The 23,532-nt window shown below is 29.8% G+C and carries 26 protein-coding genes; 15 read left to right on the top strand and 11 right to left on the bottom strand.

Translation table 11 applies throughout. From position 1 onward, the window contains the following. Positions 1-25: 25 nt before the first annotated feature. From ilvA to HA146_RS04540, 3 genes are all read left to right on the top strand, one after another. Complete coding sequence (ilvA, locus tag HA146_RS04550) at positions 26-1,567, top strand: threonine ammonia-lyase, biosynthetic (protein WP_209108367.1); 1,542 nt, start codon at positions 26-28, stop codon at positions 1,565-1,567. 85 nt (positions 1,568-1,652) lie between these two features. After that, entirely contained in the window at positions 1,653-2,141 is a 489-nt protein-coding gene (scpB, locus tag HA146_RS04545) for an SMC-Scp complex subunit ScpB (protein WP_374027177.1), read from the top strand. Positions 2,142-2,179: 38 nt separating this feature from the next. Beyond that, positions 2,180-2,482, top strand: coding sequence for a YggT family protein (locus HA146_RS04540; RefSeq protein WP_209108366.1), 303 nt, complete (start codon positions 2,180-2,182; stop codon positions 2,480-2,482). Positions 2,483-2,485: 3 nt separating this feature from the next. Here the strand turns inward: HA146_RS04540 and HA146_RS04535 are convergent, their stop codons facing one another. After that, the gene (locus HA146_RS04535) at positions 2,486-2,815 is read right to left on the bottom strand and encodes a nucleoside triphosphate pyrophosphohydrolase family protein (protein ID WP_209108365.1); all 330 of its coding nucleotides are present in this window, start codon (positions 2,813-2,815) and stop codon (positions 2,486-2,488) included. A gap of 61 nt (positions 2,816-2,876) precedes the next feature. On the opposite strand from HA146_RS04535, the gene pyk reads away from it, so the two are divergent. The 5 genes from pyk to HA146_RS04510 are packed head-to-tail and all read left to right on the top strand — an operon-like array spanning position 2,877 to position 8,439. Next, positions 2,877-4,670 (top strand): pyruvate kinase, encoded by a 1,794-nt coding sequence (gene pyk, locus HA146_RS04530; protein ID WP_209108364.1) that lies wholly within the window; start codon positions 2,877-2,879, stop codon positions 4,668-4,670. Continuing rightward, positions 4,663-5,895, top strand: coding sequence for an ABC transporter permease (locus HA146_RS04525; RefSeq protein ID WP_209108363.1), 1,233 nt, complete (start codon positions 4,663-4,665; stop codon positions 5,893-5,895). Before pyk ends, HA146_RS04525 begins: the two co-directional genes overlap by 8 nt. Positions 5,896-5,910: 15 nt before the next feature. Beyond that, positions 5,911-6,480, top strand: coding sequence for a biotin transporter BioY (locus tag HA146_RS04520; RefSeq protein ID WP_209108362.1), 570 nt, complete (start codon positions 5,911-5,913; stop codon positions 6,478-6,480). After that, positions 6,480-6,938 carry a signal peptidase II gene (lspA, locus tag HA146_RS04515; RefSeq protein ID WP_209108361.1) on the top strand — a complete coding sequence of 153 codons (459 nt, stop codon included), beginning with the start codon at positions 6,480-6,482 and terminating at the stop codon, positions 6,936-6,938. The genes HA146_RS04520 and lspA overlap by 1 nt, the downstream gene beginning before the upstream one ends. A gap of 1 nt (position 6,939) precedes the next feature. Continuing rightward, positions 6,940-8,439, top strand: coding sequence for a GTP-binding protein (locus tag HA146_RS04510; RefSeq protein WP_209108360.1), 1,500 nt, complete (start codon positions 6,940-6,942; stop codon positions 8,437-8,439). Here HA146_RS04510 and HA146_RS04505 read toward each other — a convergent pair. Next, positions 8,432-8,569, bottom strand: coding sequence for a hypothetical protein (locus tag HA146_RS04505; protein WP_209108492.1), 138 nt, complete (start codon positions 8,567-8,569; stop codon positions 8,432-8,434). The two genes, HA146_RS04510 and HA146_RS04505, sit on opposite strands and share 8 nt — an antisense overlap. Before the next feature lie 2 nt (positions 8,570-8,571). Continuing rightward, positions 8,572-9,957 carry a pyridoxal phosphate-dependent decarboxylase family protein gene (locus tag HA146_RS04500; RefSeq protein WP_209108359.1) on the bottom strand — a complete coding sequence of 462 codons (1,386 nt, stop codon included), beginning with the start codon at positions 9,955-9,957 and terminating at the stop codon, positions 8,572-8,574. A 43-nt stretch (positions 9,958-10,000) separates the two neighbouring features. Here HA146_RS04500 and HA146_RS04495 point away from each other — a divergent pair, with 43 nt between their 5' ends. After that, the gene (locus HA146_RS04495; RefSeq protein WP_209108358.1) at positions 10,001-10,516 is read left to right on the top strand and encodes a nucleoside deaminase; all 516 of its coding nucleotides are present in this window, start codon (positions 10,001-10,003) and stop codon (positions 10,514-10,516) included. Here HA146_RS04495 and HA146_RS04490 read toward each other — a convergent pair. Continuing rightward, complete coding sequence (locus HA146_RS04490; protein ID WP_209108357.1) at positions 10,491-11,675, bottom strand: pyridoxal-phosphate-dependent aminotransferase family protein; 1,185 nt, start codon at positions 11,673-11,675, stop codon at positions 10,491-10,493. The genes HA146_RS04495 and HA146_RS04490 overlap by 26 nt on opposite strands. Positions 11,676-11,888: 213 nt before the next feature. On the opposite strand from HA146_RS04490, the gene glnA reads away from it, so the two are divergent. The 3 genes from glnA to HA146_RS04475 all read left to right on the top strand — a co-directional run bounded on the left by glnA (position 11,889) and on the right by HA146_RS04475 (position 14,746). Next, complete coding sequence (gene glnA, locus HA146_RS04485) at positions 11,889-13,310, top strand: type I glutamate--ammonia ligase (protein WP_209108356.1); 1,422 nt, start codon at positions 11,889-11,891, stop codon at positions 13,308-13,310. Between the two features lie 102 nt (positions 13,311-13,412). Continuing rightward, positions 13,413-14,468: a class I SAM-dependent methyltransferase gene (locus HA146_RS04480; RefSeq protein WP_209108355.1), complete on the top strand. Its 1,056-nt coding sequence runs from the start codon at positions 13,413-13,415 to the stop codon at positions 14,466-14,468. Between the two features lie 14 nt (positions 14,469-14,482). Continuing rightward, positions 14,483-14,746: a DUF6439 family protein gene (locus tag HA146_RS04475; protein ID WP_209108354.1), complete on the top strand. Its 264-nt coding sequence runs from the start codon at positions 14,483-14,485 to the stop codon at positions 14,744-14,746. Here HA146_RS04475 and HA146_RS04470 read toward each other — a convergent pair. Together HA146_RS04470 and HA146_RS04465 are read right to left on the bottom strand one after the other, a co-directional pair. Beyond that, positions 14,725-15,159 carry an ATP-binding protein gene (locus tag HA146_RS04470; protein ID WP_209108353.1) on the bottom strand — a complete coding sequence of 145 codons (435 nt, stop codon included), beginning with the start codon at positions 15,157-15,159 and terminating at the stop codon, positions 14,725-14,727. The genes HA146_RS04475 and HA146_RS04470 overlap by 22 nt on opposite strands. Positions 15,160-15,207: 48 nt before the next feature. Then, positions 15,208-15,927: a GUN4 domain-containing protein gene (locus HA146_RS04465; RefSeq protein WP_209108352.1), complete on the bottom strand. Its 720-nt coding sequence runs from the start codon at positions 15,925-15,927 to the stop codon at positions 15,208-15,210. Positions 15,928-15,960: 33 nt separating this feature from the next. On the opposite strand from HA146_RS04465, the gene mnmH reads away from it, so the two are divergent. Genes mnmH through HA146_RS04450 form a run of 3 tightly spaced genes read left to right on the top strand, consistent with a single transcriptional unit; the run spans position 15,961 to position 18,473 of the window. Beyond that, positions 15,961-17,001, top strand: a complete 1,041-nt coding sequence (gene mnmH, locus HA146_RS04460) for a tRNA 2-selenouridine(34) synthase MnmH (RefSeq protein WP_209108351.1) — start codon at positions 15,961-15,963, stop codon at positions 16,999-17,001. Positions 17,002-17,061: 60 nt separating this feature from the next. Then, on the top strand, positions 17,062-17,415 hold the full coding sequence (gene psb28, locus HA146_RS04455) for a photosystem II reaction center protein Psb28 (protein WP_209108350.1): 354 nt from the start codon (positions 17,062-17,064) through the stop codon (positions 17,413-17,415). A gap of 14 nt (positions 17,416-17,429) precedes the next feature. Then, a complete protein-coding gene (locus HA146_RS04450) occupies positions 17,430-18,473 on the top strand; it encodes an AI-2E family transporter (protein WP_209108349.1) in 1,044 nt (347 codons plus the stop codon). Between the two features lie 205 nt (positions 18,474-18,678). Here HA146_RS04450 and secF read toward each other — a convergent pair whose 3' ends face one another. From secF to ispE, 5 genes are all read right to left on the bottom strand, one after another. Further along, positions 18,679-19,596, bottom strand: a complete 918-nt coding sequence (gene secF, locus HA146_RS04445) for a protein translocase subunit SecF (protein ID WP_209108348.1) — start codon at positions 19,594-19,596, stop codon at positions 18,679-18,681. 21 nt (positions 19,597-19,617) lie between these two features. Next, a complete protein-coding gene (gene secD / locus HA146_RS04440; protein WP_209108347.1) occupies positions 19,618-21,087 on the bottom strand; it encodes a protein translocase subunit SecD in 1,470 nt (489 codons plus the stop codon). A gap of 3 nt (positions 21,088-21,090) precedes the next feature. Then, positions 21,091-22,074 carry a pyruvate dehydrogenase complex E1 component subunit beta gene (locus tag HA146_RS04435; protein ID WP_209108346.1) on the bottom strand — a complete coding sequence of 328 codons (984 nt, stop codon included), beginning with the start codon at positions 22,072-22,074 and terminating at the stop codon, positions 21,091-21,093. Between the two features lie 180 nt (positions 22,075-22,254). Continuing rightward, positions 22,255-22,587, bottom strand: coding sequence for a DUF3082 domain-containing protein (locus HA146_RS04430; RefSeq protein ID WP_209108345.1), 333 nt, complete (start codon positions 22,585-22,587; stop codon positions 22,255-22,257). Between the two features lie 9 nt (positions 22,588-22,596). After that, positions 22,597-23,532 (bottom strand): 4-(cytidine 5'-diphospho)-2-C-methyl-D-erythritol kinase, encoded by a 936-nt coding sequence (ispE, locus tag HA146_RS04425; RefSeq protein ID WP_209108344.1) that lies wholly within the window; start codon positions 23,530-23,532, stop codon positions 22,597-22,599.

Here is a 23,532-nt window from a genome sequence, read left to right as displayed (position 1 = left end):
AATAATTAATGCTAAAAATATGTATATGAATGATTATTTTGAAAAAATACTTCAAGCTGAAGTTTATAAAGTGGCAAAAAAAACACCGCTAGAAAAAGCTCATAATCTAAGTAATTCACTTAAAAATGAAATTTATTTAAAAAGAGAAGATCTTCAAGACGTATTTTCATTTAAAATAAGAGGTGCATATAACAAAATGAGTAAGCTCAATAAGTCACAGCTAACTCAGGGAGTAATTACCTCTAGTGCTGGTAATCATGCTCAAGGGGTGGCATTGAGTGCTCTTAAGTTAAATTGCCAAGCTACTATTTTAATGCCCATAACAACACCTCTAGTTAAAATCAACGCAGTAAAAAATTTAAAAGCAAAAGTTATATTATATGGTGATAATTATGATGAAACTTATAAAGAAGCAATACGGATTAGCCAAGAAAGAAAATTATGTTTTATTCATCCTTTTGATGATCCAGACGTAATCGCAGGACAAGGAACTATAGCTATTGAACTTGAACAACAATCAAATGAAAAACCATATGCAATTTATGTTGCTGTAGGTGGTGGTGGATTAATCGCAGGAATATCTTTATACATAAAAAAAATATGGCCTACGGTAAAAATAATTGGTGTAGAGCCTGAAGACGCAGATGCTATGTCAAAATCTTTGGAAGAATCAAAAATTGTGGAATTATCTTCTGTAGGACAGTTTGCTGATGGAGTGGCCGTTAAAAAAGTTGGTAATAATACTTTTGATATTGGTAGGAGATATATTGATAAGATGATTACGGTTAATACAGATGAAATATGTGCTGCTATAAAAGATGTATTTGAGGATACTAGATCGATACTAGAGCCTGCAGGAGCATTATCAATTGCTGGAATGAAAAAAGACATATTCGAGTCTAATCATTCAAATAAAAAAATGATCGCAATAGCATGTGGTGCAAATATGAACTTTGAAAGGCTTAGATTTGTTGCAGAAAGAGCCGAGCTGGGAGAGTGCAAAGAGGTAATGATGGCTGTTGAAATTCCAGAAAGAGCCGGTAGTTTAATTGATTTTTGTAAATTGCTTAATGATAGAAATTTAACAGAATTTAGCTATAGAATGTCAAATTCATCAAACGCACAGATATTTGTAGGAGTGCAGGTTTATGGATTATTTGACAAAAAAAACCTATTAGATGAATTTAAAAATTCACAATATCCATTTATGGATATAAGTGATGATGAATTATCTAAAAATCATCTCAGACATATGGTAGGTGGAAGATTACCAAAGAATATTAATGAATTGAATAATATAAATTTTGTAGAGTTGCTTTATAGATTTGAATTTCCAGAAAGACCTGGAGCATTAATAAATTTCTTAAATAATATGAAATCTAATTGGACAATAAGTGTATTTCACTATAGAAACTATGGTGCTGATGTAGGAAAAATTGTTATTGGAGTTTTAATTGATAAAAATGAAATTACAGAATGGGAAAAATTTGTAAAAATCTTAGGTTATAAATACTGGGATGAGACCAATAACAATACGTATAAATTATTCCTTGGTGCATCAGATTAAATATAAGGTAAATTAGGAAAGAATTTGGTCATCTAAAATTAATCAATCTGATCTAATTACTAAGAAAATATCTGATATAGATCTAATAACTAGAATTGAGGCTGTCCTTTATTTGAAAGGAAGGCCAATAACAAGAAAAGATCTTTCTGAAATTACTAATACGGATATCAATTCAATAAATGAATCAATCAAAGATCTAAAAAATAAATATTCCAATCCAAACTCAGCAATTGTATTAAATGAAGTAAATAATAGTTTTTGTCTGGAGTTAAAATCTAGTCTTAATGATTTTGTAGAGGATTTACTACCTTCTGATCTTAAAACATCAGAATTAAGGACATTGGCAACCATTGCTATTAAAAAGAAGATTCTACAATCAGATCTTATACTTCTAAGAGGCTCAGGTGCTTATGAACATATTAAAGAATTACTAGAAAAGAAATTCATTGTGAAACGAAAGCAAAAAGACGGCAGATCATTTTGGTTGTCCTTATCCGAGAAGTTTTTCCAAACTTTTGCTGTAAGTGATGAATATCTCTCAAATATAGGAAGCGGCATTAACAAGCAGCAATAAGAAGTAAATGTTAGAATTGAATTGATTAACTTTTTTTAATGGCTGCAATAACAATTTCAATTTTACAAGTTATTAGTACTACATTATCGCTTTACTATGCCTTATTGATTATTAGAATACTTTTGACCTGGTTCCCAGGAATCGATTGGAGTAATGGAATATTATCCGCATTAACATCAATCACAGATCCATATTTAAATATATTTAGAGGTATTATCCCACCCATTGGTGGATTTGATATATCTTCATTATTAGCATTAATTCTTTTCCAAGTCATACAAGGATTCATACCTCAATTAATAATGTTTTTACTAAACCAAGGCAGTGGATATCAATATTAAAAGTTAGCGATCATCACCCGAACCACTTATCTTACCTTTAGAAGCTCTGAATTTTAATTTTTCAAGGTTTTGTAATGCAACATCTTCTAAATTGAAATTTAATTCTGTACAAAGATTAGATATGTACCATAAAACATCTCCTAATTCTTTTTTTATACCTAATTTTGACTCTTTATCAAATACTCCATTTTTATCCCTAATTACTTTTTTTACTTTTTCTGCAACTTCACCAGCTTCACCAACTAAACCAAGAGTTGGATAAATATTATTTGAGCCTAAATTTGGATATTGAGCTGTTTCTCTTGCTTTTTTCTGATAAGTTTTAAAATTCATGACTTAAATAACTAACTTTGGGTATGGTAAATTTATTTATATCTAGCAATATTATTTATATATGTCGAATATTGATTTAAAAAGAAGAACAAAAATTGTAGCTACTATTGGCCCTGCAACTCAATCTGAAGAGATTATTACAGATTTAATTAAGGCTGGAGTTACAACATTCAGATTAAATTTCTCACATGGAGATCATAAAGATCATGCAGAGAGAATTGCAACAATTAGAGAAGTATCAAAAAAATTAGATATTGATATTGGTATTCTTCAGGATCTTCAAGGCCCTAAGATAAGATTAGGACGATTCAAAGATGGTCCAGTAAGAGTAAAAAAAGGAGATAAATTTAAACTAACTTCAAATGAAGTCGAATGCACAAATAGTATTGCTAATGTAACCTACGAGAATCTTTCTCAAGAAGTTAGCGAAGGAAAAAGAATACTATTAGACGATGGAAAAATTGAAATGGTTGTAGAAAAAGTAGATATAGAATCTAATCTTTTAGAATGTTTGGTTACTGTTGGTGGGGTTCTTTCGAATAATAAAGGTGTAAATTTTCCAGATGTTCAATTATCTGTAAAAGCTTTAACAGATAAAGATAAAGAGGATTTAAAATTTGGATTATCTGAAGGTGTTGACTGGATAGCTTTAAGCTTCGTTAGAAATCCATCTGATATAAACGAGATAAAAGATTTAATAAATAAAAATGGGCATTCCACTCCAGTAGTTGCCAAAATAGAAAAATTTGAAGCTATAGATCAAATTGATGCTGTATTACCCTTATGTGATGGGGTTATGGTAGCAAGAGGTGATTTGGGAGTAGAAATGCCCGCTGAAGAAGTTCCACTTTTACAAAAAGAATTAATAAGAAAAGCTAATACATTAGGTATACCAATAATTACCGCGACTCAAATGCTTGATTCCATGGCCTCTAATCCAAGACCAACTAGAGCGGAAGTAAGCGATGTTGCCAATGCAATACTAGATGGAACAGATGCAGTAATGCTTTCAAATGAGACCGCCGTTGGTGATTATCCTGTAGAAGCAGTAGAAACGATGGCAACTATAGCGAGAAGAATTGAAAGGGACTATCCACTTAAAGCTATAGAGAGTCACTTACCTAGTACAATACCAAATGCTATCAGTGCAGCAGTAAGTAACATCGCCAGACAACTTGACGCAGGAGCAATTATCCCATTAACAAAATCAGGTTCTACTGCTCGAAATGTAAGTAAATTCAGACCACCAACTCCCATTTTGGCTACTACAACAGAGAGGAGTGTAGCAAGAAGGTTGCAACTCGTTTGGGGAGTTACCCCGATAGTAGTAAAAAATGATGAACGAACAGCAAAAACATTTAGCTTAGCTATGCAAATTGCTCAGGAAATGGGAATACTAAATCAAGGAGATTTAGTGGTTCAAACTGCAGGTACACTAACAGGGATAAGCGGCTCTACAGATTTAATAAAAGTCGGTTTAGTAAGAAAGATTGTTTCAAGAGGGGTTTCAATAGGTGAAATTGGAGTCACAGGAAAAGCAAGAATAATAAAAAATAATCTTGATATGTCATTGATTTGTCCAGGAGAAATTTTATTTGTTCCAAAAGAACTATTAGGAAATTTACCATTAAGCAAAAATATTGCCGGAATTGTTACGAACCAAAATGTCGATGATGTTTACTCATTATTTAATAAAAATAATAATAAGGTTTCTACAATATGTAATCTGGAAAATATTGATGATCTTCAAATTATTAATGGCGACCTAGTAACTTTGCAACTTAATGAAGGGGTAATTTATATGGGTCAAATTGAAGATGATGAAGAAGCAATAGATAAATATAAATATGTCTAGGAATATCTCAATAAATGAAGCCTTAGGTATGGCTACCAAAACATTAGTATCGAACAAATTGAGAAGTTCTTTAACAATGTTGGGAATAATTATAGGAAATGCATCTGTTATTACACTCGTTGGACTTGGGAGAGGCGCACAAACATTAGCAAAAAACCAATTAAGTAATTTAGGAGCAAATGTATTATTTATTGTTCCTGGAAATAATGACACAAGAAGAAGAGGTATTTCATTTCCTAAAAACTTAGTTTTAGAAGATGCACTGGCAATAAGTAATCAGGTCCCAACTGTTAACAAAGTTGCTCCCCAAATATCTGCGAATGAAATAGTTCAATCAAATTCTAAAAGTCTAAATATATCAATTGCAGGTGTAACTCCTGAGTTTCTTGATGTTAGAAGTTTTGAAGTGGATAAGGGTAGATTCTTATCTCAAAGCGATATTAACAGCGCCAGGAGTTATGTAGTAATAGGTCCTGATCTAAAAGAGGAATTTTTTGAAAATAAATCTTCATCACTTGGGGAACAAATTAGAATTAAAGATCATACTTATGAAATAATAGGAATTTTAAAACCCAAAGGGGCAGTATTTGGAAGTAATCAAGACAGGAATGCTTATATTCCATTGACTACAATGGTTAATAGGATTACGGGGAAGGATCCTACATATGGTGTAAGTTTAAGCTTCATAAGTGTTGAAGCAAAAAATAAAAAGACAACCAGCGCAGCAAAATTTCAAATTACTAACTTATTAAGGCAAAGACATAAAATAATAAGAGATGATGACTTTGCAGTTAGATCACAAGAAGATGCATTAAACATTGTAACTAATATTACGAGTGGACTAACGTTTCTATTAGCAGGTATTGGTGCAGTATCTTTAGTAGTTGGAGGTATAGGAATAATGAATATTATGCTTGTTTCTGTTAGCGAAAGAACTGAAGAAATAGGTCTTAGAAAAGCAATTGGTGCTAAACAGTCGGATATATTAATTCAATTTTTAATTGAGGCATTGATTTTATCTACAATTGGAGGATTAATAGGAACAACAACTGGATTATCAGGTGTTTTTCTATTATCTCTGATTACACCACTTCCTGCATCTGTAGGTATTACAACTACTTTATCCACAATGATTATTTCAGGATCAATAGGTTTAATTTTTGGTGTTTTACCCGCAAAAAGAGCCTCTAAATTAGATCCGATTGTTGCCTTAAGAAGCTTATAAATAATATTTATAAACATGCTCAATTTGTATAAATTAATTGAGATACTGGTATGTTTTCAATCAATAATAGTATCAACCCTGATTCCTATAAATATTCCACTCACATTTACTGATAAATCAAGTATTAACTTTGACATACCTATCACTTGGCAAATTCCAACAATTATTTTACTAACACTTTTATTTAATAGAAAAGTTGTTTTTAGAGCATTTACTATATATATAATTTTAGGGTTATTTATATTCCCAGTTTTTCATGACGGTGGGTCAATAGGATATTTGCTCACTCCAAATTTTGGATATTTATTAGGAGTGTATCCATTAATCAAAATAATTGATAATTTAAATACAAGAAATAAAATAAATTTTGGCAACTTTTTAAAAAATGGATTTATAGCAATAGGTGCTATGCATTTAACCGGAATATTTTACAACTTTATACAAGTTATATTTTACAGTCAATTTAATATATTTTTATATAATTTAGGGAAATACTCTTTAGGTAAAATTGGATATCATTTTTTAATGCTATTTCCACTATTATTATTTATTGAACCTATAAAACGTTTAAAACATAGCAAATAATGGTTAACAAAATACAAACAAAATTATATTTCTTTTCTTTAAGTATTTTTATTATTTTAATAGATCAATATACGAAATATTTAATGTTTTATAATTATAAAAAACTTATAAATAAAGATTTTCTTTTATTTAGATTAGACTTTGTAAAAAATTATGGGGCAGCATTTAACATATTTAGTGGCAGTAGAATATTTTTATCTTTCATAAGTATTATTATTTCAATATTCCTTATTTATTTAATATTAAGAAAAAATACTTTAAACGTTTTTGATCTCTATTGTTATAGCTTTATTCTTGGCGGAACTTTTGGTAATGGAATAGATAGAATATTAAAAGGATTTGTAATTGATTTTATAAATTTAAATATTATAAATTTTCCAGTTTTTAATATTGCCGATATATCTATTAATATTGGTTTTATTTTTTTAATTTATACTATTTTTAAAAAGAAACGATAATATGAATTACTTTAAATTAAAGTATATAAAATATTTTTTCTTTATTTTATTTCTATATATTTTATTTTCGACATTAATAAGAGTAGTTAATATTTATACGCTTTTATTTTTAATAATAACTATGTATATATTTTATAATATTGATAAAAAATTATTTAAGAAAATAGTTTATAAAGTTATATACAAAAATAAAAAGAATACACTTTCATTCAAGAATACATATGGTGCTGCCAAGATAAGTTTGGAAGGGATCGAGAAAATAAGTAAAAAAATAAACGATAAAGTAAAAGTTGAATTGTTAAATTACCAAAAAAATAAACTTGAGGCACAATTAAAAACAGGAGATTATAAAGTTACTCTTTTTGGAGCAGGTTCCTCAGGAAAAACTTCAATAGCAAGATCTTTATTAAAAAATATTGTCGGACAAACATCAGCTAAAATAGGTACAACAAAGCAAATTAATAGCTATAAAATTCGTATCCCAATCTTAAAAAGAAACATTAATATAATTGATACTCCAGGATTATTCGAACCATCTAAGTTAGGCGAAGAAAGAGAAAAAGCAACAATTATACAAGCATCAAATTCTGACATAGTTCTCTTTGTCTTAGATCAGGACATAAATAAATACGAAAAATATTTAATTAATGAATTATTCAAAGTAGGAAAAAAAATAATAATAGTGCTAAATAAATGTGATTTAAGGTCTAGAGATGAAAATAACCTCATCAAAGAAAATATAATTTCCATAACTTCTGCTAGAAAAAATAAAATTTCAGTTGTTAAAACAATTGCAATACCTCAACAATCTCCATATGTAAAATCAGAGGCCTTAAATATAGTTCCAGAGGTAGGAAGTTTATTTAAAGAAATAATTGAAACGCTAGATAATAGTGGTGAAGAGTTATTGGCAGATAATATCCTTTTTCGCTCAAATAAGTTAGGTATTAAAAGCAAAAATTTCGTACAAGAACAAAGATACTTAATGTCAAATAAAGTGATTAATAAATATATGTGGGTAACAGGAGGAGTAATCCTAGTTAATCCACTTCCAGCGGTTGATTTTCTTACTACTACCTCGGTTAACCTTCAAATGATAATGGAATTATCAAAAATATATGAAATAAAGCTTACTAAAAAAGATGCCAAAGATTTATCGAAATCATTGCTAAGCGCATTGGCTAAACAAGGAATACTAAAAGGTGGGCTCGCAATTCTTTCACCTGCTTTAGCTACAAGTATGACTAAAATAATAATATCTAAATCGATACAATCTATTACTGCAGGTTGGTTAATAAAAATAGTAGGACTAAGTTTAATTGAATATTTTAAAAATGGACAAGATTGGGGAGATGGAGGAATTCAAGAAGTTGTAGATAAAATCTACAGAATAAGTAAGAGAGAGGACATTTTAAATAACTTCGTAAAAGAAGCTATTTCTAAAATTAAGATAAAAAAATATTTCAAGTCAAATAAAAGTTTGCCTCCATTTCCTATGTAAGATTTGATAATTGATCATTTAGATAAGTTCTGAAATCAAAGATAGTTATTAAAAGTAAGTAGGCAATACAAATGGCTATAGAGATAAACCCTGTGACTACTGCAATAATTTTTGGTCTACCTATATTCATTGTTAAGCATGTAAAATTTTCAAAAGTTCTTCAATATGAGATTCGTTAGTATTGTAATTACCCATGACAACTCTTAAATAATATTTACCTTTAAATTTTGGTCTAGAAATCATAAAATTATTTTTCATTAGTTCATTAACTTTAGTTTGAGTCCAGAAATCCGTGTCTTTTGTATTAAGTCCCTTTGGTAAGAAAGAAATAATATGTAGAGGACCTGAATATATTTCAAATTTATTTTTATTAATATTTTTTATAAAAAAGTCTTTTCTATTAATTGATGAATTTAATATATCATCCAATCCTTTCAAACCTAAAGATCTTAATCCAAGCCAAAGTTTTATAACTTCTGCAGGTCTAGAACCTTGAATACCTAATTCTCCTCTGTTTATTATGTTTTCCTTAGATGATATATATGGAAGTCCAGTCGAAAAGGTATTTTCCAAAGTACGCATATTTGATACCAATAACAGAGAGGAAGTCTTTGTAATGCCAATTATTTTTTGGGGATTTATTGTTATGGAATTAGCCTGATTAATATTATTTAAACCCTCTATTGGAATAGATGTTACTCCAAAAATCCCACCAATAGAGCCATCAATATGTAGCCAAATATTTCTTTCTTTGCATATATCACTTATATCCTTAATAGGATCAATTGCTCCTCTTACAGTTGTTCCTAATGTGGCAACAATAACAAAGATTTTTTTATTATTTATCGAACATTGATCTATAGAATTTTTTAGATTATCTATGTCCATACAACCTTTATTATCAGTTTTAATCTTTACTAGATTTGAATCATCAAGACCCATAATTCTTGTGCATTTAATGAAGGAAGAATGAGCATCTTCACTTACAAGTAATACAGAATTAGGATCTGAACCTAATCCAGCATTATGTCTAGCTGCTATAAGTGCATTCAAATTACTTAAAGTGCCTCCGCTAGCTGCTATACCTCCTGAAGAATCATTAAACCCTATTTTCTTTGCAAACCATTTGCATAATGATTCCTCAAGCAAAGTAACACTTGGAGACAACTCGTAAGCAAGAAGATTATTATTTAAGCCAGCAGCAATTAAATCTCCTAAAATAGAAAAAATTAAAGGTGGGGGGTCAAGATGAGCTAGAGAGCCAGGATGAACGGGATTAAATGAATTATTCAGAAGGGATTGAATCTCAGAAAACAAATCTTCTGTAGAATTACCATACTCATCAGGCATTAAGCACTTGAAATTCTCATCAAAGGTTAATGGACCATATTTCTCGGCATTAGAGAACCAGTCACAAAGAATTTGAGTTGCTCTATTGAGGAGAGTAATAAAGTTATCGTTAGTCCCTAAAGAGGAAGGGAAGTATATATCTTTTTTATTAATTAAATCTTCAGTCATCAGATAAGATATCTTTTAACAAGTCTATTCTCAATATTATTAAATGAGGAATATTTTTGAAAATGGAAATAGTAGTAATGATCCACATAAAGGAACAAATAATTTAAATTACATTAAATGGATGAATTCTATATTAAGAAGATCAGAAGAAATTGGAAAAGTTGTGCTACCAATCTCTTCAATAATTTTAGATGAAAGAGGAAGATGTATTGGAAGAGGGGTTAACAGGAGAAGTGTAAATAAAGATCCATTAGGTCATGCTGAGATAATGGCACTAAGGCAGGCATCTCTAATAAAAAATGATTGGAGGTTTAATGAATGTATTACTATCACAAACTTAGAACCATGTACCATGTGTGCATCGGCGCTTATTCAAGCGAGGATGGGTAAAGTTGTTTTTGGTGCCTACGATAAGAAAAGAGGTGGATTGGGAGGGTCAATTGACTTATCAAAGCATAAAAGCTCTCATCACAAGATGGAAATTGTAGGGGGTATATTAGAAGAAGAATGCAGTCAAATATTACAATTATGGTTTAAAAAGTTGAGGACTCAAAAATAGAATATTTCTTTAACTCAGTATCAAATAGGTTTAATAACCTGTCGACATTCTCTTCACTTGAGTTATAGCCCATTAATCCTATACGCCATACCTTACCAGACAATTCTCCAAGTCCATTTCCTATTTCTATTCCAAAGTTTCTTAAAAGATGATTTCTAAAACCATCTCCATCAACTGCTGGTGGAATCTTAACTGTTGTAAGAGTTGGCAATCGATAATCTTTTGAAACATGTAATTCCATGCCTAAACTTTCTAAACCATTCCACAGTTTCCTTGCATTGGTATTATGCCTAATCCAAACATTTTCTAAACCTTCATTTGCAATTAATCGTAAACCCTCTCGTATAGCAAAATTCATATTTACAGGGGCTGTATGATGGTAAACGCGATCTGAACCCCAATATTTATTTAAAAGGGATAAATCTAAATACCAGTTAGGAACTTTTGTTTTTCTTGAACTTAGTTTTTCTTCAGCTCTCTCATTCATTGTAAAAGGACTTAATCCAGGGGGGCAACTTAGTCCTTTCTGACTACAACTATACGCTAAATCTATTTTCCATTCATCTATCAATAGTTCTAAAGCGCCAAGAGAAGTAACAGCGTCAACTAAAAACAAGCAGTTATTTTTTCTACATACATCACCAATTCCATCAAGAGGTTGTAAAACCCCACTAGATGTTTCAGCATGAACAATAGCAAATATAGCTGGTTTTTTAGTCTCTATTTCATACTTGATTTCTTCATAAGAAAAAGATTCCCCCCAAGGTTTTTCCATAACAGATATATCTGCTTTATATCTAGTAGCCATATCAACAAGTCTGTCTCCAAAATATCCTTTTTTAGCTATTAGAATTTTTTCTCCTTCCTCTATAAAATTGGCTATTGAAGCTTCCATAGCTGCACTTCCAGTACCACTCATTGGGAGAGTAAGACGATTATTGCATTGCCAGGTATATCTTAGAAGTTTTTGAACATCAGACATTAATGAAATATATGCTTCATCTAAATGACCAATTGGATTTAGAGAAAGAGCGTTTAAAACTTCTGGATGAGCGTTTGAAGGACCGGGACCTAATAAAAGTCTAGAGGGAACATAAGTCTTTGAGAAATGAGATAAATTCTCTTCATTTAAAGCAGAAATAAGTTTCGCCTCTGTCAAAGCATTACATTCAATTACTTTTAAATTAGACTAATATCACCGCATAAGCGAGATTTATATAAAGAAATTCATTCAATTTAAATATTTACGTAAACAATTATTAAACTTATGACTTGAAACACTAAAAGAAGCCATCTAACCTTAAAAAAGGTTACGGTTGATACAAAACAAGACTCATCAAGTTATTAATTTCATATAAGGTATTAAAAAATTATGTCTAAGTCACCTCAAGATGTTTTAAGTCAAATTAAAGACGAAGGAATTGAACTCATCGATTTAAAATTCACTGATATTCATGGAAAATGGCAACATTTAACACTTACATCAGACATGATAGAAGAGGATTCTTTTACAGAAGGCTTAGCGTTTGATGGGTCATCAATAAGAGGTTGGAAAGCAATTAATGCATCTGATATGTCAATGGTGCCTGATGCAAGTACAGCATGGATCGATCCTTTTTATAAACATAAAACTCTTAGCATGATTTGCTCTATTCAAGAGCCAAGAAGCGGTGAGCCTTATGATAGATGTCCAAGAGCTTTAGCTCAAAAGGCATTAAAATATTTAGACTCTACTGGCATAGCAGATACTGCATTTTTTGGACCAGAGCCAGAATTCTTTTTATTTGATGATGTCAGATATGACTCTAAAGAAGGAGGTTGTTTTTACAGTGTAGATACTATTGAAGCACCATGGAATACAGGGAGAATAGAAGAAGGTGGAAACTTAGGATACAAAATACAATATAAAGAAGGATATTTTCCAGTAGCTCCAAATGATACTGCGCAAGATATCAGATCTGAGATGCTTCTTCTTATGGGTGAATTAGGTATCCCTACAGAAAAACATCACCATGAAGTTGCTGGTGCGGGCCAACACGAGCTTGGAATGAAATTTGATTCTTTAATAAATGCTGCTGATAACGTTATGACGTATAAATACGTGGTTAGAAACGTAGCTAAAAAGTATGGCAAAACAGCTACCTTTATGCCTAAGCCTGTATTTAACGATAATGGTACTGGAATGCATGTACACCAAAGTTTATGGAAGAGTGGAGAGCCATTATTCTTTGGTGAAGGTGCCTATGCAAATTTATCTCAAACAGCTAGATGGTACATAGGAGGAATACTTAAGCATGCCCCTTCATTCCTAGCATTTACTAATCCAACTACAAACAGTTATAAAAGATTGGTTCCAGGGTTCGAAGCACCTGTTAATCTAGTTTATTCTGAGGGTAATAGATCCGCTGCAGTCAGAATACCTTTAACGGGTCCAAGTCCAAAAGCTAAAAGATTAGAATTTAGATCAGGTGACGCACTTGCCAACCCATATTTAGCTTTCTCAGTAATGATGCTTGCTGGTATTGATGGAATTAAAAATCAAATAGATCCTGGTGATGGTGTAGATGTTGATTTATTCGAACTTCCAGCAGATGAACTTGCAAAAATCGATACCGTTCCTTCATCTCTTAATGATTCACTTAATGCACTCAAAGCAGATAAGGATTATCTATTAGCTGGTGGAGTATTTACAGAAGATTTTATTGATAACTTTATCGATATAAAATATGAAGAGGTACAACAATTAAGACAGAGGCCTCATCCACATGAATTCTTCATGTACTATGACGCATAAGTAAGAGAATCTAAAGGTTCAAATTAATCAATTTGAGAATTATCACAAAATATTCTCAAATTGATTTTTTTTTTGTTGGAATATATATATATAAATTTAAAAATGGCTAGGGAATCTATTTCAAAAATTGCATATAAAACGCTTCAACAGAGTAAAAGCATTGCTGGATTTGCTCATAAGCAAATTAGTTCAAGGATAATGAACTTTATTCTTCCCGATTCTAATCTTGAAAACTTTGATATAGATAAGAACCTTTTATTACAAATCCAAAATTCAATGGATCTATTAAGAGAGGAAGATTGGAATGACGCAGAAAAAAATATATATCCAAAAAAATTATTGTTTGATGAGCCATGGCTTAGATATTTGAGTCAATATCCTAAAATTTGGCTAGATATGCCTAATACATGGAATAGGCGAAGAAGCCAAAACTTTGATGATCTTCCAAAATCGATTGAAAAAGATAATTATCCTCACTATTACTTAAGAAACTTTCATCATCAAACAGATGGTTATTTATCAGAATTTTCAGCTAGTATTTACGATTTACAAGTAGAGATACTTTTTAATGGAAGTGCTGACTCAATGAGAAGGAGAATCATAAAGCCAATAAAAGAAGGACTTGAAAGTTTTAGTGATAGAAAAAAAAGTTCTATAAAAATTCTTGATGTGGCAACTGGTTCAGGAAGGACGTTAAAACAATTAAGAGGAGCATTCCCCAAAGAAAAAATCACAGGAATTGATTTATCTGATTCATACTTGAAAGAGGCGAGTCGATATATTTCAGATCTTGATGGGGATTTAATTGAATTAATAAAAGGTAATGCCGAAGAATTACCTTTCGAGGATAACAGCATTCAATGCATTTCTTGTGTTTTTTTATTTCATGAATTACCGAGAACAGTTAGAGCTAAAGTATTAAATGAATTTTTTAGAGTACTAGAACCTTCCGGAACATTAGTTTTAGCAGATTCGATTCAAATAAGTGATTCCCCTGACTTTACATCCATAATGGAAAATTTCTATAAAACTTTTCATGAGCCTTTTTATTGTGATTATATAAAAGAGGACATAAATTCTAAACTTGAAGAAGTTGGTTTTAAAAATGTTAATTCAAATTCCTTTTTTATGACCAAAGTATGGTCTGCTGTAAAGTAGATCAAAAAACATCTATGACATATTGGGATAAAGATACTATTAAGCTTGTGCAAAGTCTTAATGGAAAATTAAAAATTGATCATTCAAAATGGCATATTGATAAAGGTAATAAATATAAAAGATCTGCAGAACTTATTTCAGCAGCGTTATGTCAATTAATTATTTCTTGTAATGAGAAAGAAACCATTGAATATATGGAAGAAAGTATTAAATGGTTAAAAGAAATTAACGTAGATAAACCTTGTCCTAGTAAAAATCACCTTTTTAAAGCCAATTGAAGCCTATTACCTTTATTACTCCATCGAATGTCATCAAAACATTCATTAATAATGTATAGTCCACGTCCATTAATACTATTTACTTTTTTTGGTAATTTGTAATTTCTTTTTTTTATTTCTAAACCATTACCTTGATCCTGGATTTGCCAAACACACCAATTAGGAGTAATGATTCTTCTAACTCTAATATTTTTAGTTGGATCTAATTTATTTCCATGTTTAACTGCGTTAACAAGGGCTTCATGTAAGCCAAGTTTGATGAGGTAACTTGATTGAGATCTTTCAATGGGTTCTAATAATTGATCTACAAATTCATTTAATTGTAATGAAGATTCAAATTCAAAAATAGACCAGTTAATACTTGAACTCTTTAGGAATTTTTTAAAAATATTTTTGCCCTGAAAGAAGGACATAATAATATTTTGATACTAACCTAATCTTAACTTATTAAATACCTTATTTTAAAGTATATTATTGTGTCTCTCAGCTATAGCAGGATGTCTAAGAATAGAGTCCATAAGCCTTACTCCTCTTAATTGATTTATTAGAGGCATATGTCCATCAGGAGCCTTTAATGACCAACAAAAAGAAGAGGGGTATCTTGTCCATAACCCATCTTTCTTCCATCCTATTTTAGGCCACAACAATTCATATTTCTTTCCTACTGATTTTAAAATCATTGCCTGAATAGAAAAGCCAAATCTACCAGTAGAATAAATAGTCCATAATCTATCAATTGTTTGTAGATCTTTACCTGACATATTATTAACCTCACTATAGAAAACATATCCACGTTTTTCCGCTAGTTTTCCTGCTAACTTCCTTAAGTAGCTGCTTGTTAATCTATCAGCTTCTTCAAATTTTTGCTCAACTAACATCAATTGCAATTCTGCATAATTAATATCAATTTCTGAATAGGTATTAAACCAATCATTGAATTTGGTATTATCAAAGAAATCAGGCTTATATCTTTTTAAAACTTGCAATAACCAACCAGCAGCCCAGTCATCACCGTCACTATCAAAGATTTCAAACAATGAATGGCCAAGTTTAAAAATATTATCCACTTCATCTTCTATTTGAGTTAATAAATTTATTCTTTTTCTTTGATTTGAATCTACAAATTTATTTATCAGATCTAATGTAGCATTACTATGGTCATCTTTTTCTTTGTTAGTCATTTTAATAAATTAACCTAAAAATAAAAACTATCAATGTATTCCAAAAGTATAGAACTAGAGAAATTTAGAAGTTTTAAAGGACCACTTATAGATGTTAGGAGCCCGAGTGAATATTATAAAGGACATATGCCTAATTCTATTAACATTCCATTATTTGATAATAATGAGAGATCAATAATTGGGACAATTTATAAAAAAAAAGGTAGGGAAATAGCAGTAATAGAGGGATTAAAATTTTTTGAAAAAAAATTGAAATTACTTCTTGATGATTTATTTATGAATATTGACTCTCATAAAATTATTTCTGAAAATAATAATGAAATATCAATTAGAATATATTGTTCTAGAGGTGGAATGCGATCACAAAGTATTGCTTGGTTATTAGAAAAATATAAATATAATACCATTACACTTAAAGGAGGATATAAAACGTATAGGAGATGGATATTAGAAAGTTTCACAAAAAAGTGGAATTTTTTAATTATTGGGGGGAAAACAGGAACTGGGAAAACAAGGTTATTGACTTTACTAGAGAAATATAAATATCAAACTATAGATCTTGAAGGATTTGCCTGTCATAGAGGAAGTACATTTGGTAGTTTAGGAATGAATGAACAACCTTCAAATGAACAATTTGAAAATAAAATTGCAGAAAAATTAAATTCCTTTAAAGCTATTAATAAAATTTTTATAGAAGCTGAAAGTGCAAATATTGGCAAATGCAAAATACCTCATGAAGTCTTCAAGCAGATGAAGACTTCAAGGAGAATTGAGATTTTAAGGAGCGAAGAAAACAGGTTAGATGAGTTAATAGATACTTATAGTGTATTTAATAAAGAAGAACTCAAAGAATCTGTACTAAGGATAAAAAAACGATTAGGACCACAAAGAACAAAAATAGCTATAGAATCAATTGAAAAAGAGAGATGGGACTTGGTTTGCAGATCAGTTTTGGATTATTACGATAGATGTTATGAATATGAAAAGGTTGGGAAAGAAAACATAACGTTATTAGATTTAACAGATAAAAAGTATGATGAAAAGATCTTAGAATTAATAAATAATGTTTTATAAAATATTTATAAACAAAAGCGAAAATTTTTTCCTAAAATAAAAAATTATTATACGAATATTATGACAGTAAATAAAAAGGCAAAAATACAATTTTATCAAGGAACTGATGAACCAGTAGTTCCAGAAATAAGACTAACTAGGAGTAAAGACGGCACTACAGGTCAAGCATTATTTTCCTTTGAGAAACCTCAGGCATTATCATCAATTGCAGACGGTGAAATCACGGGAATGCGTATGATTGATAATGAAGGTGAGTTATTAACGAGGGAAGTTAAAGTAAAGTTTGTAGATGGAGAGCCTATATTTTTAGAAGCAGTTTATATTTGGAAGAACAGTTCAGACTTTGATAGGTTTATGAGATTTGCAAATAGTTATGCCAAATCAAATGGATTAGGATATTCTGAGAAGAAGTAGAATATTTTTCTAAATTGAATAGTTCAGCATATTTCAAGTTAGCAGTAATTTTAATAACATCTTTAATAATATGGATTTTAAGAGATTTCATACTATTAATAATTTGCTCTTTAGTAATTTCAAATATTGTATGTAATTTATGTAATCAAATTCAAAATGGTTTAAAGATCCCCCGGTCACTATCATTGTTTTTTGTCTTAACAGTTATATCGGTAATAGTTTTTACTATTTTTATTCTTGTCTTACCTCCATTTATAAAAGAATTTAATGAAATACTAGTTGATATTCCAAATGGTTTATCTAAAATAAATTTTCTACTAAATACAAATATTAACAAATTAAATAGCTTATTTTATGGTGAAGAATCAGAAAATGTTATAGACATATTTAATCTTATAAATAATGTAGTTACTATTCCAGATGCTGCAACTATTGCTAAAGCTATTCAAGAAAGTTTTAAGAACTTAATAAATATAGCTGGGAATCTTGGCTCAGGATTTTTAAAATTAATTTTCGTTTTAGTAGTCAGTTTGATGATATCTATTGAACCAAAACAATATATAGAAAATATACTTCTATTAATTCCTAAAAGTTATCGTAATAAATCTAGAAATATTCTGGCAAAATGCAATACTGCACTAGCAAACTGGACCTTTTCTATGGTCATAAGCTCATTATCAGTAGGCCTTTTGTCATTAATAGTTTTATCGATATTAGATGTCAAATATGTTGTCTCTAATGCTTTAATAGCAATGGTTTTAAATATAATTCCAAATATAGGTCCAGTTATTAGTGGTATATTTCCAATTTCAATTGCACTACTAGATAATTTTTGGAAACCGCTGGTAGTATTAGGAGCTTATGTAATCATTCAAAATATTGAAAGCTACATAATAATGCCATCAATAATGAAGAAAAAAGCAAATTTACTACCTGGTTTAACACTAATCTCACAATTTGGATTTACATTCATTTTTGGTCCATTAGGATTAATCTTATCTCTTCCTCTAGCTGTAGTAATTCAAGTTCTTATCAAAGAATCAATTAAAGATATATAAGAATTTACTTATTTAACTTTTTATATAAATATGGATAGGAAAAAAGTATAAAGAAAGCTAAGGGATGCTTAGCAAAAGCAAATTGTAAGGAATTAAAAGTAAAATGATCAAATAATATTCTTAGTTCAGTAGAAAGATCAATTAAAACTAAAGAAAGTAAAAGTATTAAATAGTAATTCAATCTCATAAAGTTAGAAACTTAAACTTAATCTTTCAGCAAAAAAGATGGCGCTAATAAAATACTTGAATAACTACCAATAATTATTCCTAATGATAGAGAAACAGAAAACCAAAATAATGAATAAGAACCAAAGAAAATTAGAGTTATTAATGGAATTAGGGTTGTAATACTAGTAAAAGTTGTTCTTCTAAATGATTCATTAACTGATGATTGAATAGTTTCGTTGTAGCCTAAGTTGCTCGATCGTAAATTCTCACGGATCCTGTCAAAAATAACAACAGTATCATTTACTGAATAACCCGCAATAGTTAACAAAGAGACTGCAAATAAACTATTTACCTCTATAGATAAAATGATTCCTAACCAAGAAAAAAGACCGAAAACAATTAATAAATCATGGAATAAAGCTAATAATGCAAATAATGCATATTTCCTATCAAATCTTATAGTTATATATAAAGATATTGCAAATAAAGAAGCTAACAAAGAGGCAACACAGTTAGTAAGTAATCTTTTCCCAAGCTTTGGACCTATTAATCTTGAATCTTTACTCTGATAATTTAGAGGACCAATAATGTTCTCAAGATTAGTAATAAGATTATTTGATTCTTCAATACTCAAATAAGGAGTTCTTATTGAAATTAATTTATTATTATTTTGGAATTGTAATTTAATATTATTTAAAAAGTTTTTATTTTTAGAGATCTCTCTTAAATCATCTAGAACTGAATCAGGAGAAATATCAGAACATTCCTCGTCACAAACTCTCTCTATTCTTAATTCATTTCCCCCAACGAAATCCATCCCAAGATTTATAGGTTTCTTATAAGAAGTATTAAAAGTAGAATATAAAATTCCTAAAAGACTCATCATAATTAGAAAAGTTGAAAACCCAATTATCTTTCTTTTATTTTTTATTAGTTCAAGATTAAATAATTTCATGGAAAGATTAGAAATAAAAATTTAATTAGATAAATTGTTTTTGGGTACGTAAAGATTTTTTTGCCTTAAAGATTGATATGTTGTCAAAAATCTCAAAATAGTTTTGGAGCAATTTAATGAGGTAAATAAGCTTATTAAGACTCCAATTCCTAATGTTGCAGCAAAACCTTTAACAAAATTTGTTCCCAATAAAAACAATACAAAACAACTTAAAAGAGTTGTAATGTGACCATCAACTATGGATGAATTAGCTCTTTGAAAACCACTATCAATAGATCTTGTAAGTGTATTGCCATCATATAATTCTTCTCTAATCCTCTCAAATATTAGAATATTTGCATCAACTGCCATACCGATACTAAGTATAAGTCCAGATATTCCAGGTAAAGTTAAAGTCACAGGAATTAAAGAATACAGGGCCAAGTTAAAGAAACCATAAAGTCCTAGAGAGAGAACTGAAACAAAACCTAAAATTCTATAATTGAAAATCATAAAAATACCAACAAAAATTAATCCACTAATAGCTGCATAAAGACTTTTTAAAATATTCTTGGATCCAAGCAGAGCTCCTATCGTGTTAGTTTCGACTATTTCAATTGGCAAGGGCAAAGAACCTCCTTTAAGTTGCACTTCTAATTCTCTAGCATTTTCAGCACTAAAATTACCGCTTATAGTTGCCAATCCACCTGTAATCCCAGTATTTGCAAACTGACTACCAACACTAGCTTCACTTATAGATTCCCCATCAAGAATTATAGCCAATAGTTGATTAGTGCCAGCAATTGACTTTGTAATTGCGGCAAACTTTTCACCTCCTGAATTATTAAAGGTTAATAAAACTTCCCAATTACTATTTGTTTGTTCTTGTCTCCTTCCTGCGTTAATAAGATCCTTACCAGATAAATCAGTTTTAATAAATAAATTTGTAATTTCTTTATCAATATACTTTTTAATTTCAATTAATTTCGCATATAACTCTTTATTATTAGCAGAGTAATTTAATTTTTTTTCAATCTCCTTAAGACTCTCCTGCATAGTGTTTAAGAACTCATCTGAATATTGATTTTTTCCTATAGAGGAATATTCTTCAATTAAATTTTTAATATTCAATCTCTGAAATTGCAATTCTTTTAAATTTGAGGATGTACCTAATTTTTGAGTTCTAAATTCTAATAAAGCAGTCTTACCTAAAACTCTTGAAGCAACTAAGGGATTCTGTTCTCCGGGTAATTCTAAAATCAATTGATCTCCACCAAGGGTTTGTAAGTTAGACTCGGATACACCTAAATTGTTAACGCGTCTATCTATAACCGAATTAACCGCTTCAAGTTCATCCTTAGTTACCTTACCTTCCTCTTTTATAATTTGAAGTGTAAGTTGAGAACCCCCTCGTAAATCCAGTCCCAACTGTAGGGGGTAATTTATTAATAAATAAATTGATAAAGTAAGTAGAAATATTATAAAAAAAAGCCACCCTTGCCTTCTCTTCATTGACTATATACTCCCAGTTATTAAATGTTCAACTTTTTCAACTATTTGATGTGGCTGTATTATTGTCAAATTCTCAAGATTTCCATTGTATGGAGTTGGTATATCCTGACTTGATAACCTAATTGGTCTGGCATCAAGATCATCAAAACACTCTTCTGTTATTAAGGCAATCAATTCTGCACCAATACCTCCAGTCTTCATACATTCTTCAACAATAATTACTTTATTTGTTTTTCTTATTGATTTGGCAATGGTTTCCATATCAAATGGTTTTAAACTTATCAAATCAATCAACTCAACATCTATTCCTTTTTTATCTAATTCTTCAACAGCTTTAAGACAGTGATGTCTCATTCTTGAATAAGTTAATAAAGTAAGATCCTTTCCCTCTTTTACGACATCAGCTTGGTCTAGTGCACAGGTATAATCGCCCTCTGGTAATTCTTCAGTCAAGTTGTATAAAAGTACATGTTCAAAAAACAGAACCGGATTATCATCTCTTATCGCTGCTTTCATTAGACCTTTAGCATTTGTGGGAGTACTGCATGCCACAATTTTTATACCAGGAACTGCATGAAAATATGCTTCAAGTCTTTGACTATGTTCAGCACCAAGTTGACGGCCAACTCCTCCAGGACCTCGAACTACTGCGGGTATCTTATAATTTCCACCACTTGTATATCTAAGCATACCCATATTATTCGATATCTGATTAAACGCCAAAAGCAAAAAACCCATATTCATTCCTTCTACTATTGGTCTTAACCCAGTCATGGCTGCACCCACAGCCATACCTGTAAAACTATTTTCTGCAATTGGAGTATCTAATACTCTTAACTCACCATATTTTTCATATAAATCCTTAGTTACCTTATATGAACCTCCATATTGACCAACATCTTCACCCATAACGCAAACATTAACATCATTTGCCATTTCTTCATCAATTGCCTCTTTCAAAGCATTAAACAATAATGTTCCAGCCACAATTAATTACCTAATTAATCAGATATATAAATCTTACCATTCTGGTTAATTTATCCTCCTTCTGCAAAGGTTATAAGTAGTAATATTGACAAAATCATTCCTGGTGATAGCAAAAGAATTAAGAGGCCTAGATCATGTAAAGACATTCAAATAAAGCGTTTTTTTTATAATATTTGTTATTCAACTTTTCTTCAGAAAAAAACTGCGAATAAATACAATGAAAAGTCCAAATCCTATAAAAGCGAAAGAAAAAGTTAGCAAAAAAGATAATCCAATTATTAAAGTATTAATACTAGATGAAATACTTTGGACTATTTCAGAAGAATTAGATGGTTTATGTATTGAAAAATAAATTGCAATTTTATTACTTAAGAAATAAAAAAATATAAATAATAAAAAACTTGTTAATGATCCAACTATAAAATTTAAAGGGCCTTTTTCGGGAATATTATTTTTAATATTCTCACTATTTTTATTTATACTATTTTGTGACACAATATTATTTTTGTTCATAGTAAAAATTTAAATGAATGTTATTCCCTTTTCAAGTAACTTACAAACCCATGAATCATAACCTTTATCTTTAAATAATTTATAATTTGCATTTAATTCTTTTTCAGCAGTCTCAAAATCTTTAAAGAGGGCAAAGCAAGTAGGTCCTGATCCACTCATTGAGAATGTAAGAGAATTTTTTAATTTAGAAAGTAAATATAATGCCTGCTTTACAGAATCATTCTCATTTTCAACAACTAACTGCAAATCATTTTTTATAGAAATTAGTTGATTATCGAAATTTAATCCAGTTAAACCATTATCCCTTAGATTTTTTCTTGTCTTCTGAATCATTTCTCTACTCGTAAGATATTCATCACAAAATCTATTACTATATTTTTTATAAGTTTCAGCAGTAGATACTGATACACTTGGATTTTTTAAAAGAAGTACCCCATATTCAAAGTTTGGATCTAATTTCTCCAAAATTTCGCCTCTTCCAAAACATAATTGGATACCACCATTAATAAAAAAAGGAATATCTGATCCTAAACTTGATGCCAATGAAACTAATGTATTTTGATCTAGTTCTAAGTTCCATAGTTTATTAAGACCAATTAATGTTGCTGCTGCATTACTTGATCCACCAGCTAATCCTGCACCTATTGGAATATTTTTTCTTAAAAATATATTTGCACCGAAATCTATATTCGATATTTTCTTTAATAGATTGGCAGATTTAACGATTAAGTTATCACTAGACACGCTTAAATTATTACAATCAGATTCAAGTTTAATTAAACCTTCATTATTAATTTCCAATTCCAAATAATCAGAAAGATCAATATTCTGCATAATCATTGCTAATTCATGGTATCCATCATCTCTTTTTCCAATAACTTCTAAGTGCAAATTTATTTTTGCAGGAGATTTTAAAATAATTTTTCCTTTAGATAGATCTTGCAT

The organism is Prochlorococcus marinus CUG1416, from assembly GCF_017695965.1.
Taxonomy (GTDB): Bacteria; Cyanobacteriota; Cyanobacteriia; order PCC-6307; family Cyanobiaceae; genus Prochlorococcus_A.
Note: the sequence above shows the minus strand (reverse complement) of the source record. Positions and strands in the feature narration are given on the sequence as shown.

Coding starts and splice junctions, on each gene's coding strand:
- ilvA (WP_209108367.1), top strand. CDS start 26: ATGAATGATTATTTTGAAAAAATACTTCAAGCTGAAGTTTATAAAGTG.
- HA146_RS04540 (WP_209108366.1), top strand. CDS start 2,180: ATGGCTGCAATAACAATTTCAATTTTACAAGTTATTAGTACTACATTA.
- HA146_RS04535 (WP_209108365.1), bottom strand. CDS start 2,815: ATGAATTTTAAAACTTATCAGAAAAAAGCAAGAGAAACAGCTCAATAT.
- pyk (WP_209108364.1), top strand. CDS start 2,877: ATGTCGAATATTGATTTAAAAAGAAGAACAAAAATTGTAGCTACTATT.
- HA146_RS04525 (WP_209108363.1), top strand. CDS start 4,663: ATGTCTAGGAATATCTCAATAAATGAAGCCTTAGGTATGGCTACCAAA.
- HA146_RS04520 (WP_209108362.1), top strand. CDS start 5,911: ATGCTCAATTTGTATAAATTAATTGAGATACTGGTATGTTTTCAATCA.
- lspA (WP_209108361.1), top strand. CDS start 6,480: ATGGTTAACAAAATACAAACAAAATTATATTTCTTTTCTTTAAGTATT.
- HA146_RS04510 (WP_209108360.1), top strand. CDS start 6,940: ATGAATTACTTTAAATTAAAGTATATAAAATATTTTTTCTTTATTTTA.
- HA146_RS04505 (WP_209108492.1), bottom strand. CDS start 8,569: ATGAATATAGGTAGACCAAAAATTATTGCAGTAGTCACAGGGTTTATC.
- HA146_RS04500 (WP_209108359.1), bottom strand. CDS start 9,957: ATGACTGAAGATTTAATTAATAAAAAAGATATATACTTCCCTTCCTCT.
- HA146_RS04495 (WP_209108358.1), top strand. CDS start 10,001: ATGAGGAATATTTTTGAAAATGGAAATAGTAGTAATGATCCACATAAA.
- glnA (WP_209108356.1), top strand. CDS start 11,889: ATGTCTAAGTCACCTCAAGATGTTTTAAGTCAAATTAAAGACGAAGGA.
- HA146_RS04480 (WP_209108355.1), top strand. CDS start 13,413: ATGGCTAGGGAATCTATTTCAAAAATTGCATATAAAACGCTTCAACAG.
- HA146_RS04475 (WP_209108354.1), top strand. CDS start 14,483: ATGACATATTGGGATAAAGATACTATTAAGCTTGTGCAAAGTCTTAAT.
- HA146_RS04470 (WP_209108353.1), bottom strand. CDS start 15,159: ATGTCCTTCTTTCAGGGCAAAAATATTTTTAAAAAATTCCTAAAGAGT.
- HA146_RS04465 (WP_209108352.1), bottom strand. CDS start 15,927: ATGACTAACAAAGAAAAAGATGACCATAGTAATGCTACATTAGATCTG.
- mnmH (WP_209108351.1), top strand. CDS start 15,961: ATGTATTCCAAAAGTATAGAACTAGAGAAATTTAGAAGTTTTAAAGGA.
- psb28 (WP_209108350.1), top strand. CDS start 17,062: ATGACAGTAAATAAAAAGGCAAAAATACAATTTTATCAAGGAACTGAT.
- secF (WP_209108348.1), bottom strand. CDS start 19,596: ATGAAATTATTTAATCTTGAACTAATAAAAAATAAAAGAAAGATAATT.
- secD (WP_209108347.1), bottom strand. CDS start 21,087: ATGAAGAGAAGGCAAGGGTGGCTTTTTTTTATAATATTTCTACTTACT.
- HA146_RS04430 (WP_209108345.1), bottom strand. CDS start 22,587: ATGAACAAAAATAATATTGTGTCACAAAATAGTATAAATAAAAATAGT.
- ispE (WP_209108344.1), bottom strand. CDS start 23,532: ATGCAAGATCTATCTAAAGGAAAAATTATTTTAAAATCTCCTGCAAAA.